The sequence below is a fragment of the Kluyvera sichuanensis genome (assembly GCF_014218705.1).
Lineage (GTDB): Bacteria > Pseudomonadota > Gammaproteobacteria > Enterobacterales > Enterobacteriaceae > Kluyvera > Kluyvera sichuanensis.
Window position 1 is genome coordinate 334,089 of sequence record NZ_JABBJF010000003.1, and the last position, 12,452, is coordinate 346,540.

13 protein-coding genes and 1 other annotated feature are annotated in these 12,452 nt (G+C 55.6%); of the genes, 3 read left to right on the forward strand and 10 right to left on the reverse strand.

What is annotated here, in order from left to right; genetic code table 11:
• The first annotated feature begins 163 nt into the window (after positions 1 to 163).
• Both gndA and ugd read left to right on the forward strand, forming a co-directional pair.
• Positions 164 to 1,570 (forward strand): NADP-dependent phosphogluconate dehydrogenase, encoded by a 1,407-nt coding sequence (gndA, locus tag HII27_RS05815; RefSeq protein ID WP_035897610.1) that lies wholly within the window; start codon positions 164 to 166, stop codon positions 1,568 to 1,570.
• A gap of 198 nt (positions 1,571 to 1,768) precedes the next feature.
• A complete protein-coding gene (gene ugd, locus HII27_RS05820; RefSeq protein ID WP_185667006.1) occupies positions 1,769 to 2,935 on the forward strand; it encodes a UDP-glucose 6-dehydrogenase in 1,167 nt (388 codons plus the stop codon).
• Positions 2,936 to 3,015: 80 nt separating this feature from the next.
• On the opposite strand, the gene HII27_RS05825 is transcribed toward ugd, so the two are convergent.
• The 10 genes from HII27_RS05825 to hisL all read right to left on the reverse strand — a co-directional run bounded on the left by HII27_RS05825 (position 3,016) and on the right by hisL (position 11,365).
• On the reverse strand, positions 3,016 to 4,020 hold the full coding sequence (locus HII27_RS05825; protein WP_185667007.1) for an NAD-dependent epimerase: 1,005 nt from the start codon (positions 4,018 to 4,020) through the stop codon (positions 3,016 to 3,018).
• A gap of 154 nt (positions 4,021 to 4,174) precedes the next feature.
• Positions 4,175 to 4,774, reverse strand: coding sequence for a bifunctional phosphoribosyl-AMP cyclohydrolase/phosphoribosyl-ATP diphosphatase HisIE (gene hisIE / locus HII27_RS05830; protein WP_123652587.1), 600 nt, complete (start codon positions 4,772 to 4,774; stop codon positions 4,175 to 4,177).
• Positions 4,768 to 5,544, reverse strand: coding sequence for an imidazole glycerol phosphate synthase subunit HisF (gene hisF / locus HII27_RS05835; protein WP_185667008.1), 777 nt, complete (start codon positions 5,542 to 5,544; stop codon positions 4,768 to 4,770). Before hisF ends, hisIE begins: the two co-directional genes overlap by 7 nt.
• On the reverse strand, positions 5,526 to 6,263 hold the full coding sequence (gene hisA / locus HII27_RS05840; RefSeq protein ID WP_185667009.1) for a 1-(5-phosphoribosyl)-5-[(5-phosphoribosylamino)methylideneamino]imidazole-4-carboxamide isomerase: 738 nt from the start codon (positions 6,261 to 6,263) through the stop codon (positions 5,526 to 5,528). The genes hisF and hisA overlap by 19 nt, the downstream gene beginning before the upstream one ends.
• On the reverse strand, positions 6,263 to 6,853 hold the full coding sequence (gene hisH / locus HII27_RS05845) for an imidazole glycerol phosphate synthase subunit HisH (RefSeq protein ID WP_185667010.1): 591 nt from the start codon (positions 6,851 to 6,853) through the stop codon (positions 6,263 to 6,265). The genes hisA and hisH overlap by 1 nt, the downstream gene beginning before the upstream one ends.
• Complete coding sequence (gene hisB, locus HII27_RS05850; RefSeq protein WP_185667011.1) at positions 6,853 to 7,920, reverse strand: bifunctional histidinol-phosphatase/imidazoleglycerol-phosphate dehydratase HisB; 1,068 nt, start codon at positions 7,918 to 7,920, stop codon at positions 6,853 to 6,855. Before hisB ends, hisH begins: the two co-directional genes overlap by 1 nt.
• Positions 7,917 to 8,978: a histidinol-phosphate transaminase gene (gene hisC, locus HII27_RS05855; RefSeq protein WP_185667012.1), complete on the reverse strand. Its 1,062-nt coding sequence runs from the start codon at positions 8,976 to 8,978 to the stop codon at positions 7,917 to 7,919. The genes hisB and hisC overlap by 4 nt, the downstream gene beginning before the upstream one ends.
• Positions 8,975 to 10,279, reverse strand: a complete 1,305-nt coding sequence (gene hisD / locus HII27_RS05860; protein WP_185667013.1) for a histidinol dehydrogenase — start codon at positions 10,277 to 10,279, stop codon at positions 8,975 to 8,977. Before hisD ends, hisC begins: the two co-directional genes overlap by 4 nt.
• Positions 10,280 to 10,284: 5 nt before the next feature.
• A complete protein-coding gene (gene hisG / locus HII27_RS05865; protein WP_185667014.1) occupies positions 10,285 to 11,184 on the reverse strand; it encodes an ATP phosphoribosyltransferase in 900 nt (299 codons plus the stop codon).
• A 34-nt stretch (positions 11,185 to 11,218) separates the two neighbouring features.
• Positions 11,219 to 11,339: a sequence feature (His leader region), on the reverse strand.
• A complete protein-coding gene (hisL, locus tag HII27_RS05870) occupies positions 11,315 to 11,365 on the reverse strand; it encodes a his operon leader peptide (protein WP_071594744.1) in 51 nt (16 codons plus the stop codon). It overlaps the preceding feature by 25 nt.
• Before the next feature lie 178 nt (positions 11,366 to 11,543).
• On the opposite strand from hisL, the gene HII27_RS05875 reads away from it, so the two are divergent.
• Positions 11,544 to 12,365: an SDR family oxidoreductase gene (locus HII27_RS05875; RefSeq protein WP_185667015.1), complete on the forward strand. Its 822-nt coding sequence runs from the start codon at positions 11,544 to 11,546 to the stop codon at positions 12,363 to 12,365.
• The last annotated feature ends 87 nt before the right edge of the window (positions 12,366 to 12,452 follow it).

A 12,452-nucleotide genomic window follows, 5' to 3' on the forward strand; every position in this document is an offset into this window, starting at 1 on the left:
GGTCCTTGCTTTTAGCAGAACATGCATAACAAATTTATTAATCTAGTAGCATAAAACAAGGCACATTCCGCTATCCACTTAAGCGTGACCTGAGTTACCATCTAACCCACATTTCAAGCCGTGCGCCACTCGCGCGGTGACCATCCCCTGACAGGAGTATGTAATGTCCAAGCAACAGATCGGCGTAGTCGGTATGGCAGTGATGGGGCGCAACCTGGCGCTCAACATCGAAAGCCGTGGTTATACCGTCTCCATCTTCAACCGCTCCCGTGAAAAAACCGAAGAAGTTGTCGCTGAGAACCCAGGCAAGAAGCTGGTTCCTCACTATACGGTCAAGGAGTTCGTCGAGTCTCTTGAAACCCCACGTCGTATCCTGTTAATGGTGAAGGCGGGCGCGGGCACCGATGCTGCCATCGATTCCCTGAAGCCGTACCTCGATAAAGGCGACATCATCATTGATGGCGGTAACACCTTCTTCCAGGACACCATTCGCCGTAACCGCGAACTGTCCGCTGAAGGCTTCAACTTCATCGGTACCGGTGTGTCCGGTGGCGAAGAGGGCGCACTGAAGGGCCCATCCATTATGCCTGGCGGCCAGAAAGAAGCGTACGAACTGGTTGCTCCGATCCTGACTAAGATTGCTGCGGTTGCTGAAGATGGCGAACCGTGCGTAACTTACATCGGCGCCGACGGTGCAGGTCACTACGTGAAGATGGTTCACAACGGTATCGAGTACGGCGACATGCAGCTGATTGCTGAAGCCTACTCTCTGCTGAAAGGTGGCCTGAATCTCTCTAACGAAGAGCTGGCAACCACCTTTACCGAGTGGAACGAAGGTGAGCTGAGCAGCTACCTGATCGACATCACCAAAGATATCTTCACCAAGAAAGACGAAGAAGGTAAATACCTGGTTGATGTGATTCTGGATGAAGCAGCGAACAAAGGTACTGGTAAATGGACCAGCCAGAGCTCTCTGGATCTGGGCGAACCGCTGTCCCTGATCACCGAATCCGTGTTCGCACGTTACATCTCCTCCCTGAAAGACCAGCGCGTTGCAGCATCTAAAGTGCTGTCTGGCCCGCAGGCTAAACTGGCTGGTGATAAAGCAGAGTTCGTTGAGAAAGTGCGTCGTGCACTGTACCTGGGTAAAATCGTCTCCTACGCGCAGGGCTTCTCTCAGCTGCGTGCTGCGTCCGACGAGTACAACTGGGATCTGAACTACGGCGAAATCGCGAAGATCTTCCGCGCGGGCTGCATCATTCGTGCACAGTTCCTGCAGAAAATCACCGACGCCTATGCTGAGAATAAAGGCATTGCAAACCTGCTGCTGGCACCGTACTTCAAAAATATCGCTGACGAATACCAGCAGGCACTGCGTGACGTTGTTGCCTATGCGGTTCAGAACGGTATTCCGGTTCCAACCTTCTCTGCAGCCGTCGCGTACTACGACAGCTACCGCTCTGCGGTACTGCCAGCGAACCTGATTCAGGCTCAGCGTGACTACTTTGGTGCGCATACCTATAAACGCACTGATAAAGAGGGTGTGTTCCACACCGAATGGCTGGATTAATCTGAATTAGTTCACCGCTAAATGCAGGCCCGGAGCGCTCCTCCGGGCTTTTTTATTGTCTAAAAATGGGATTCAGTCAGGTCTGATAGGCTGCGTTGCACTAAATCACGATATACTGGCGCTATGCTGACCCGATACGCCAACCTACCGGCGACGTGTTCAACCTTACATATTTAACCAGAAGAAGTTACACAACGAATGAAGATAACTATTTCAGGAACAGGTTACGTAGGTTTGTCTAACGGCATCCTGATTGCTCAGCACCATGAAGTGGTGGCGCTGGATATCGTGCAGGCCAAAGTCGATATGCTGAATCAGAAGAAATCGCCGATTGTCGATAAAGAGATTGAAGAGTATCTGGCAACAAAGTCGCTGAATTTTCGCGCGACGACCGATAAGCATGACGCTTACCGTGATGCCGATTTCGTGATTATCGCCACGCCGACCGACTACGACCCGAAAACCAACTATTTCAACACCTCAAGCGTAGAATCGGTTATTCGTGATGTAACGGAAATCAACCCGAAAGCGGTGATGATTATCAAATCGACCATTCCGGTTGGCTTTACCAATTCCATTAAAGAGCAACTGGGCATCGATAATGTCTTCTTCTCGCCGGAGTTCCTGCGTGAAGGGCGTGCGCTGTATGACAACCTGCACCCATCCCGCATTGTTATCGGTGAGCGTTCAGAACGCGCTGAGCGTTTTGCGGCGCTGCTGCAGGAAGGCGCAGTTAAGAAAGATATTCCAACGCTGTTTACTGATTCGACAGAAGCGGAAGCTATCAAGCTGTTCGCGAATACCTATCTGGCGCTGCGTGTGGCTTACTTTAACGAGCTGGACAGTTATGCGGAAAGCCTGGGGCTGAATTCCCGTCAGATTATCGAGGGTGTATGTCTGGATCCGCGCATTGGCAATCACTACAACAATCCGTCGTTTGGCTATGGCGGCTACTGCCTGCCGAAGGACACCAAGCAGCTGCTGGCGAACTATGAGTCGGTACCGAACAACATCATTGGTGCTATCGTTGATGCCAACCGTACGCGTAAAGACTTTATTGCCGACTCGATTCTGGCCCGCAAGCCGAAGGTGGTGGGGGTTTACCGGCTGATTATGAAGTCCGGTTCTGATAATTTCCGCGCGTCCTCGATTCAGGGGATTATGAAGCGTATCAAGGCGAAGGGTATTCCGGTCATTATTTATGAGCCAGTAATGCAGGAAGACGAGTTCTTTAACTCCCGCGTGGTGCGCGATCTTGATGCCTTTAAACAAGAAGCCGATGTCATTATCTCTAACCGTATGGCTGAAGAGTTAGCGGACGTGGAAGAGAAGGTTTATACGCGCGATCTGTTTGGGAATGATTAAGCGAGAGTATTAGCGCCGCTCCCGGCGGCGCTGCGCTTGGCCGGGCCACGAAAGAAAAAACCCTCGTCAGAGGGTTTTTTTTAGGCTTTATAAAACTCGCGATACCACTCCACGAAGTTTTTCACGCCTTCTTTCACCGAAGTCTGCGGGCGGAAGCCCACCAGGTCGTACAGCGGCTGCGTCTCTGCGCTGGTTTCCAGCACGTCACCGGCCTGCATCGGCATCATATTTTTCTTTGCTTCAATACCCAGCGCTTCTTCGAGCGCCGTAATGTAGTCCATTAATTCAACCGGCGCGCTGTTGCCAACGTTGTAAACCCGATATGGCGCTGAGCTGGTTGCCGGGGAGCCGGTCTCGACGGTCCATTCGCTATTGGCAGCAGGAATAACGTCTTGCAGGCGGATGATGGCTTCTACGATGTCATCAATGTAGGTGAAGTCGCGCTTCATCTTACCGTAGTTGTACACATCGATGCTTTTCCCTTCCAGCATTGCTTTGGTGAACTTGAACAGCGCCATATCCGGGCGGCCCCACGGGCCATAGACGGTAAAGAACCGCAGTCCGGTAGTCGGCAGGCCGTACAGATGGGAGTAAGTATGTGCCATCAACTCGTTGGCTTTTTTCGTGGCGGCATACAGCGATACCGGATGATCCACGCTGTCGTCTGTCGAGAACGGCATTTTGCTGTTCAGACCGTAGACCGAGCTTGAGGAGGCGTACACCAGGTGCTGGACTTTGTTGTGACGGCAGCCTTCCAGAATATTCAGATGCCCAATCAGGTTCGCCTGCGCGTAGGCGTGCGGATTTTCCAGCGAATAGCGAACGCCAGCCTGAGCGGCCAGGTGGATGACGCGATCAAGCTGCGCATCGGCAAACAGTTCTGCCATGGCGACATTGTCGGCGAGATCGATTTTCGCAAAATGGAAATTCGGCGATTGCAGCAGGTCCAGACGCGCCTGCTTCAGGCTGACGTCATAATAATCATTGAGATTATCGAGTCCGACAACGTGATGACCAGCAGCAAGCAGGCGCTGGCTGACGTGAAAACCGATAAACCCTGCGGCGCCGGTGACCAAATATTTCATAGTAATCCTTCAATCTATTCAGATGCGAACATCCCTACTGGGCGCGATCATACCGTCTGTTAGCGAAAAAATATAATCGTTATATGCCATCAGGGTTATCGGAATGAGGACTAAATGAAAAACCCGGCGGATTGGCCGGGTTCGGGGAGGGGGATTACTGATGCCGTTCGCGCAAATTATCGATAACGGTGGTCAAATCCAGTTCCTGATCCTGCAGCAGCACCAGCAGGTGATACATTAAGTCAGACGCTTCGTTCTTCAGCTCAAACTTATCGTGCACCGTGGCGGCCAGCGCGGTCTCCACGCCTTCTTCACCCACTTTCTGCGCGATGCGCTTGGTGCCGCTGGCGTACAGTTTGGCGGTGTAGGAGCTTGCCGGATCGGCGGTTTTACGCTCGGCCAGCAGTTGTTCAAGCTGATACAGGAACAACCATTTATGGCTGGTGTCACCGAAGCAGCTCGAGGTGCCTTTATGGCAGGTTGGGCCGATAGGGTTCACCAGAATCAGCAGCGTGTCATTATCGCAATCGGGCGCGATGCTGACCACGTTCAGGAAGTGACCGGAGGTTTCGCCTTTGGTCCACAGACGCTGTTTGGTGCGCGAGAAAAAGGTGACTTTGCCCGTTTCCTGCGTTTTAGCCAGCGCTTCCTGGTTCATATAGCCCAGCATTAACACTTCGCCGGATACCGCGTGTTGGATAACGGCGGGCATCAGTCCGTCGGTTTTTTCCCAGTCCAGTTGTTCAGTTAACATACCCGTATCTCCACGCCCTGTGCTGCCAGGTACGCTTTTAGTTCACCAATATTAATGATTTGCTTATGGAACACCGATGCGGCCAGCGCGCCGTCGACGTTGGCGTCGCGGAACGCTTCCAGGAAGTGGTCCATGGTGCCTGCGCCGCCGGAGGCGATCAGCGGGACGTGGCAGACGTCGCGCACTTTTTTCAGTTGTGCCAGGTCGTAGCCGTTACGCACGCCGTCCTGATTCATCATGTTTAACACGATTTCGCCCGCGCCGCGTTTTTGCACTTCCTGTACCCAGTCCAGAGTTTCCCACTGGGTCACACGGGTGCGGCTTTCGTCGCCGGTATATTGATTAACATGATATTTGCCGGTGTCGGCATCAAACCAGGTATCAATCCCCACCACAATACACTGCACACCGAAGCGGTCTGCCAGGCGAGTAATCAGCTCCGGGTCGGCCAGCGCCGGGGAGTTGATGGAAATTTTGTCCGCACCGAACGAGAGAATGCGCGCGGCATCGTCGATGGACTTGATGCCACCGGCGACACAGAACGGAATATCAATCACCTCGGCAACGCGGGAAACCCAGCTTTTATCGACCACGCGGCCATCGCTGGAAGCGGTGATATCGTAGAACACCAGCTCATCAGCGCCTTCGTCAGCGTAGCGTTTTGCCAGCGGCACGATATCGCCGATGATCTCGTGGTTGCGGAACTGCACGCCTTTAACGACCTGACCATCACGCACATCAAGACAAGGAATTATCCGTTTTGCCAGCATTGGATGGCCTCCGTTACGTTGAATTTACCTTCCAGCAGCGCACGTCCGACAATCACGCCGCGCACGCCGGTGCCGCGCAGGGCGGCAATATCATTGAGGTCGCCAATGCCGCCGGAAGACTGGAATGCCACCTGCGGATAGCGGGCGCAGACTTCTTCATACAGCGAAACGTTAGAGCCTGCCAGCGTGCCGTCGCGGGAGATATCGGTGCACAGCACGTGCTGTAGGGCAACCGGCAGATAGGTTTCAACCAGTTCTTCCAGCGTCACGCCGGAGTTTTCCTGCCAGCCGCTGACCGCCACCTGTTTAGTGCCGTTTTCATCAATGCGCACGTCCAGCGCTAGCACCAGGTGCTCGGCGCCAAAACGTTTAAACCAGCCTTTGACCACTTCCGGTGATTTCACTGCCGTTGAGCCAACAACGACGCGGGCTACGCCTGCGTCGAGCAGGGCGGCAACGTCTTCTTCAGTACGTACGCCACCGCCAACCTGAACCGGCACCTTTACGCCAGCAACCAGCGTTTTCAGCAGGGGAATCTGCCGCTGGGCCGGGTCTTTTGCGCCGGTTAAATCGACCAGGTGCAGTACTTCCGCGCCCTGCGCCGCATAGTCCTGCAGACGCGGCAGCGGGTCGTTGCCGTAGTCGCGCTGCTGGCCGTAATCTCCCTGATGGAGACGCACTACGGTGCCATTAATCAAATCTAAAGCCGGAATGATCATCACATCTCCAGGAAATTTTTCAGCAGCTGCGCGCCTGCGCTACCTGAGCGCTCCGGGTGGAACTGCACGCCGTAAAAGTTATCTTTCTGCACGGCGGCGGTGAACGGCTCGCCGTAATTGCACTGGGCGATGGTGTACTCGTTGACCGGCATGGCGTAGCTGTGGACGAAATAAAAGTACGCGCCGTCCTCAATGCCGCGGAACAGACGGTCGCCCGCTTTCGGGTAGACGCGGTTCCAGCCCATGTGCGGCAGCGGCAGACCAAAATCGGCCATCTTCGGCACGTCCTGGTCGATGATACCGAGCAGGTCAACGCCGTTAGTCTCTTCACTGCGGCGGCCTAATAGCTGCATGCCAAGGCAGATTCCCAGAACCGGCTGAGTACAGGCCTTAATCAACTCAACCAGTTCGCGCTCGCGAATTTGATCCATGGCGGCCTGCGCCGTGCCGACGCCCGGCAGAAAAAGCTTATCTGCGCGCAGTACCACTTCCGGGTCGCGGCTGACCACCGGCTCGTAGCCGTGGCGGGCAATCGCTGACTTCACGGAATTGAGGTTCGCGCAGCCGGTATCAAGGACAACCACGTTCATCACAGCACTCCTTTTGAGGAGGGAAGGGTGTTGCCGTCTACGCGAATCGCCTGGCGCAGAGTACGGCCGAAGACTTTGAACAGGCTTTCTACGCGGTGGTGATCGTTTTTGCCCTTGGTTTTCAGGTGCAGCGTGATGCCCATCGCGTAAGAGAGCGAGCGGAAGAAGTGCTCGATCATCTCGGTGCTGAGGTCGCCTACGCGCTGGTAGGTGAATTCAGCTTTATATTCCAGGTGTGGGCGGCCGGAGATATCCAGCGCGCAGCGCGCCAGGCATTCATCCATCGGCAGCACGAAACCGAAGCGGTTAATGCCGCGCTTATCACCGAGCGCTGCTTTCAGCGCTTCGCCAAGCGCCAGGCCGGTATCTTCTACGGTGTGGTGATCGTCGATATACAGGTCGCCCTTCACGGTGATGTTCATGCGGAAACCGCCGTGGGTGGCAATCTGATCCAGCATGTGGTCGAAGAAACCGACGCCGGTGTTGATTTTGCTGCCGCCTTCACGGTCGAGCCACACCTCCACGTCAATCTGCGTTTCGCGGGTATTACGCTCGATGTGCGCGTAGCGGTCGCGGCGGGTCAGCTGTTCGCCGATCATCGCCCAGTTCAGCGTGTCGCGGTTATAGCGCAGGCCGGTAATGCCCATGTTGGTCGCCAGCTCAAGGTCAGTGGCGCGATCGCCAATCACGTAGCTGTTGGCGGTGTCCATCACTTCGTTCGCCAGCCAGGCGGTGACCAGCTGCGTTTTCGGCTTGCGGCACTCGCAGTTGTCGGCCGGCAGGTGCGGGCAGATCAGCACATCGTCAAAAACCACGCCCTGAGAGGTGAAGATCTGCATCATCAGGTTGTGCGGGCCGTCGAAGTCTGCCTGAGGGAAACTGGCGGTACCCAGCCCGTCCTGGTTGGTGATCATCACCAGCTTGTAGCCCGCTTTTTGCAGCTGCAGCAGGACCGGAATAGCGTTCGGCTCGAAGGCCAGCTTATCAAAACGGTCTACCTGATAGTCGCTTGGTGGTTCAGAAATCAGGGTGCCATCGCGATCGATAAAGAGAAACTTCTGGGTCATACGGTCTCCGCTTTCAAAGCGTCAATCACGCGCTGGCTCTCGGCACGAGTGCCGATAGTGATGCGCAAACAGCCGCTTAAAGAAGGTTGTTTATTCTGGTCTCGTAAGATAATGCCCTGATCCCACAAAGATTTAAATACGCTACTTGAGGCTTTGATACGAGCCAGTACGTAGTTGGTCTCGGAATCAAAAACCTGCTCAACGCAGTCGATGGTGCGCAGCGCCTCCACCAGGTATTCGCGCTCGCTTAAGATATGCGCCACGCGCTCGCGCATTGCGGCAATCCCCTGCGCGCTAAGCGCCTGGGCGGCGATATCGGCAACCGGGGTCGACAGTGGATACGGAGCAATCACCTTCATTAACAAGGCAATCACTTCCTCATTGGCGAGCGTGAAGCCGCAGCGCAGGCCAGCCAGAGCAAACGCTTTCGAGAGGGTGCGCAGAATCACCAGGTGCGGATATTCCGCCAGCCATCCTGCCAGCGTCGCCTCAGGACAGAACTCAATATAGGCTTCATCGGCAACGACCAGCGCTTTATCGCGGGTCATCTCCAGCAGGGTGCGGAAGTCCTGCGGGTTAATAATCTGCCCGGTCGGGTTGTTTGGGCTACAGACGTAGACCACTTTCACATTGGTCAGGCTATCGGCAATCGCTGGCAGGTCGAGTTGCCAGTCGGCTTTGGCCGGTACGGTGCGGCACGCTACGCCGATGGTTTCGGCGCTGACGCTGTACATGCCGTAGGTTGGTGGGCAGAAGAGCACCGCATCGCGGCCCGGCTCACAGAAGGCGCGCACCAGCAGTTCGATCCCTTCGTCCGCACCGCGGCTGACCAGCACCTGCGTTGGCTTCACGCCCGCGTAGGCTGCGTAGTTTTCAATCACCGCTTTAGGCTGACACTCCGGGTAGCGGTTCAGCGTCTGCTGGCTCAGTTCGAAAGGCACCGCCGTGGGGTATTCATTGGCGTTCAGCCAGACGTCACCTTTGCCGCCAAGACGGCGGGCCGACTGATACGGGGTCAGGGCGCGAACGTTGTCGCGGGCTAACTGTTCAATGCTCATGCTTGCTCCTTCAGGGCGTTTACGCGCAGGGTGACGGCATTTTTGTGGGCGGTCAGCAGCTCGGCGGCGGCCAGCGTTTCAATCGTCGCGGCGAGAGCGCTAAAGCCTTCGCGGGACAGTTCCTGTACGGTCATCCGTTTCTGGAAATCGGCCAGTCCAAGGCTGGAGCAGGTCGAGGTGTAACCGTAGGTCGGCAGCACGTGATTGGTCCCGGAGGCGTAGTCGCCAGCGGACTCTGGCGACCAGTCGCCGAGGAAGACCGAACCGGCGCTGGTGATGTCATCAACCAGCTCACGGGCATTGCGGGTCTGAATAATTAAGTGTTCAGGACCGTAGGCGTTAGAGATAGCCACGCACTGCGCCAGATCTTTTGCCACGATAAGGCGACTGGCGGAAAGCGCCTGACGCGCGGTGTCGGCACGGGAAAGTTCGGCAAGCTGGCGTTCTACGGCTACGGCAACGCCTTCGGCAATCTTCGCGTCTGGGGTGAGCAGAATCACCTGGGAGTCCGGGCCGTGCTCCGCCTGAGACAGCAGATCAGAGGCGATAAAATCTGGTGTGGCGCCGCTGTCGGCAATCACCAGCACTTCAGACGGGCCGGCGGGCATATCAATCGCCGCGCCGTCGAGGCGCTGGCTGACCTGGCGTTTCGCTTCGGTAACGTAGGCGTTGCCTGGCCCGAAGATTTTATCGACCTTCGGAATGGATTCGGTGCCCAGCGCCAGTGCGGCAATCGCCTGCGCGCCACCGACTTTATAGACGTTCTCTACGCCGCAAAGCTGCGCGGCATACAGGATCTCATCGGCAATCGGCGGTGGTGAACAGAGCACCACTTTTTTGCAGCCCGCGATGCGTGCCGGGGTGGCCAGCATTAATACGGTAGAGAACAGCGGCGCGGAGCCGCCGGGAATATAAAGGCCAACCGAGGCGATAGGGCGGGTAACCTGCTGGCAGCGCACGCCCGGCTGGGTTTCGATATCCACCGGCGGCAGGATCTGCGCCGTGTGGAAGGTATCGATATTGCGAACCGCCGCCTGCATTGCCTGCTTGAGCTCATCGCTCAGGCGGCCGCTGGCCTGTTGAATTTCTTCTGCGGTGACTTTCAGCGCACCGACTTCGGTTTTATCAAACTTCGCGCTGTATTCACGCAGCGCGCTATCACCGTTGGTTTTGACGTTGTCCAGAATCTCGGCCACCGTACGGGTGATGCTGTCGGAGGCGGAGATGGCTGGGCGCATCAGCAGCGCTTGCTGTTGTTCGGGGCTACAGCTATTCCAGTCAATCAGGGTATTGAAGCTCATGGCGATTACTCCATCATCTTCTCAATCGGCAGCACCAGAATAGAGCTGGCACCCAGGGACTTCAGTTTTTCCATGGTTTCCCAGAACAGGGTTTCGCTGCTCACCATGTGCATCGCGACGCGCTGCTGATCGCCTGCCAGCGGCAGAATGGTTGGGCGTTCAGCGCCAGGCAGCAGGGCGATGACTTCATCCAGGCGCTCGGTTGGCGCGTGCATCATGATGTATTTCGATTCGCGAGCCTGAATCACGCCTTGAATACGAGTTAACAGGCGGTCGATCAGCTGCTGTTTGGCTTCGCTCATCTCGCCGTCGCGCTGAATCAGGCAGGCTTTAGAGCGGAACATCACTTCCACTTCCCGCAGGCCGTTGGCTTCCAGGGTTGCGCCGGTAGAGACCAGGTCACAAATGGCGTCGGCAAGGCCAGCGCGTGGGGCAACTTCAACGGAACCGTTCAGCAGGCAGGATTTAAAGCTGATGCCTTTCTGGTCGAGGTAACGCTTCAGCAGGTGCGGGTAAGAGGTGGCGATACGTTTGCCGTCGAGCGCGGCCGGGCCGTTCCACGCTTCGTCCGCCGGGGTGGCGAGAGACAGACGGCAGCCGCCGAAGTCCAGGCGACGCAGGGTAAAGTAACGCGGGTCTTCGCCCTGTGCGCGGCGGCTCAGCAGTTCTTCTTCCAGCACGTTTTCACCGATGATGCCGAGGTCAACGACGCCGTCCATAATCAGGCCAGGGATATCGTCATCACGTACGCGCAGGATGTCGATTGGCATGTTCTCCGCCATCGCAATCAGGCGCTGGGTGTGGAGATTGATTTTGATGCCACAACGGGCCAGTAATTCGCGTGAATCATCGCTCAGGCGACCTGATTTCTGCATAGCTATGCGTAAACGGCTGTTATCTAACATTCTCTATTCCTCATTACCCTGCTGAATTTGGTTCAAAAAAAAGCCCCCGGAAGATCTCTTCCGGGGGCTCTCTTGCGTTCATGCACCACTGGAAGATCTGAATGTCTCCCAGCACACATCGCCTGAAAGACTAGTCAGGGTGATGGTGATGATGGTGGTGTTTAAATTGAACGCGGCTCATAAATTTCTCGTTGAATGACTATTCACTTGATGTCTTTTAACCTAAACCACTTTTGTCATTGAACGCAAGCGCTTTTTACATTCATTAAATCAATTCATGTAGCGACTATAAATTGTCAGTTTTATCGTGGTGGCGTAGCCTTATAAAGGTAGTGCGGCAAGAACCAGGAGATAGCGCAATGAAGAAAGTGGCGATCGTCGGTTTAGGGTGGCTGGGTATGCCGCTAGCGCTGTCGTTGATGGCGCGTGGCTGGCAGGTGACCGGCAGTAAAACGACTGAGGACGGTGTGGAAGCAGCACGGATGTGCGGGATTGATAGCTATCCGTTGCGGCTCGACCCACAGTTGGTATGCGAGGCCGATGACCTCGATGCCTTAATGAACGTTGATGCGCTGGTGATTACCTTACCGGCGCGTCGTAGTGGCCCGGGGGAAGATTTTTACCATCAGGCGGTGCAGGAGATCGTAGACTCGGCGCTGGCGCACCATATCCCGCGCATTATCTTTACCAGTTCGACCTCGGTATACGGTAATGAAGAGGGAACGGTTAAAGAGAGTACACCTCGTGACCCGGTGACCGCGAGTGGCAGAGTGCTGAAAGAGTTAGAGGACTGGCTGCATCAATTGCCGGGAACCTCGGTTGATATTCTGCGTCTGGCAGGGTTGGTTGGGCCGGAACGTCATCCGGGCCGTTTCTTTGCCGGAAAATCGGCACCGGACGGGCAGCAGGGGGTAAACCTGGTGCATCTGGAAGATGTGATTGCGGCTATTACACTGCTGTTGCAGGCACCGAAAGGCGGCCATATCTACAATATCTGTGCTCCACAGCATCCCGCCCGCGGCGTTTTTTATCCGCAGATGGCACGTGAGCTTGGCCTGGCGGTACCCGTGTTTAGCGACAGCGGTAAAGGGCAGGGGAAAATTATCGACGGTAGTCGTATCTGTCGCGAATTAGGCTTTGAATATCAATTCCCTGACCCATTGAGAATGCCTCTGGAGTAGCGTTTCATTGACATTTGGCGATGACGTAACCGCTGTCGGCAAATCATTTAACATATAAATAGATACACATTTTGCATGGTTATTGGT

Bases quoted from the DNA above. Each gene is read 5' to 3' on its own strand.
- HII27_RS05825 (WP_185667007.1), bottom strand. From the start codon at position 4,020: ATGAAATATTTGGTCACCGGCGCCGCAGGGTTTATCGGTTTTCACGTC.
- hisC (WP_185667012.1), bottom strand. From the start codon at position 8,978: ATGAGCATTGAACAGTTAGCCCGCGACAACGTTCGCGCCCTGACCCCG.
- hisA (WP_185667009.1), bottom strand. From the start codon at position 6,263: ATGATCATTCCGGCTTTAGATTTGATTAATGGCACCGTAGTGCGTCTC.
- gndA (WP_035897610.1), top strand. From the start codon at position 164: ATGTCCAAGCAACAGATCGGCGTAGTCGGTATGGCAGTGATGGGGCGC.
- hisG (WP_185667014.1), bottom strand. From the start codon at position 11,184: ATGTTAGATAACAGCCGTTTACGCATAGCTATGCAGAAATCAGGTCGC.
- hisF (WP_185667008.1), bottom strand. From the start codon at position 5,544: ATGCTGGCAAAACGGATAATTCCTTGTCTTGATGTGCGTGATGGTCAG.
- hisD (WP_185667013.1), bottom strand. From the start codon at position 10,279: ATGAGCTTCAATACCCTGATTGACTGGAATAGCTGTAGCCCCGAACAA.
- ugd (WP_185667006.1), top strand. From the start codon at position 1,769: ATGAAGATAACTATTTCAGGAACAGGTTACGTAGGTTTGTCTAACGGC.
- HII27_RS05875 (WP_185667015.1), top strand. From the start codon at position 11,544: ATGAAGAAAGTGGCGATCGTCGGTTTAGGGTGGCTGGGTATGCCGCTA.
- hisB (WP_185667011.1), bottom strand. From the start codon at position 7,920: ATGACCCAGAAGTTTCTCTTTATCGATCGCGATGGCACCCTGATTTCT.
- hisIE (WP_123652587.1), bottom strand. From the start codon at position 4,774: ATGTTAACTGAACAACTGGACTGGGAAAAAACCGACGGACTGATGCCC.
- hisH (WP_185667010.1), bottom strand. From the start codon at position 6,853: ATGAACGTGGTTGTCCTTGATACCGGCTGCGCGAACCTCAATTCCGTG.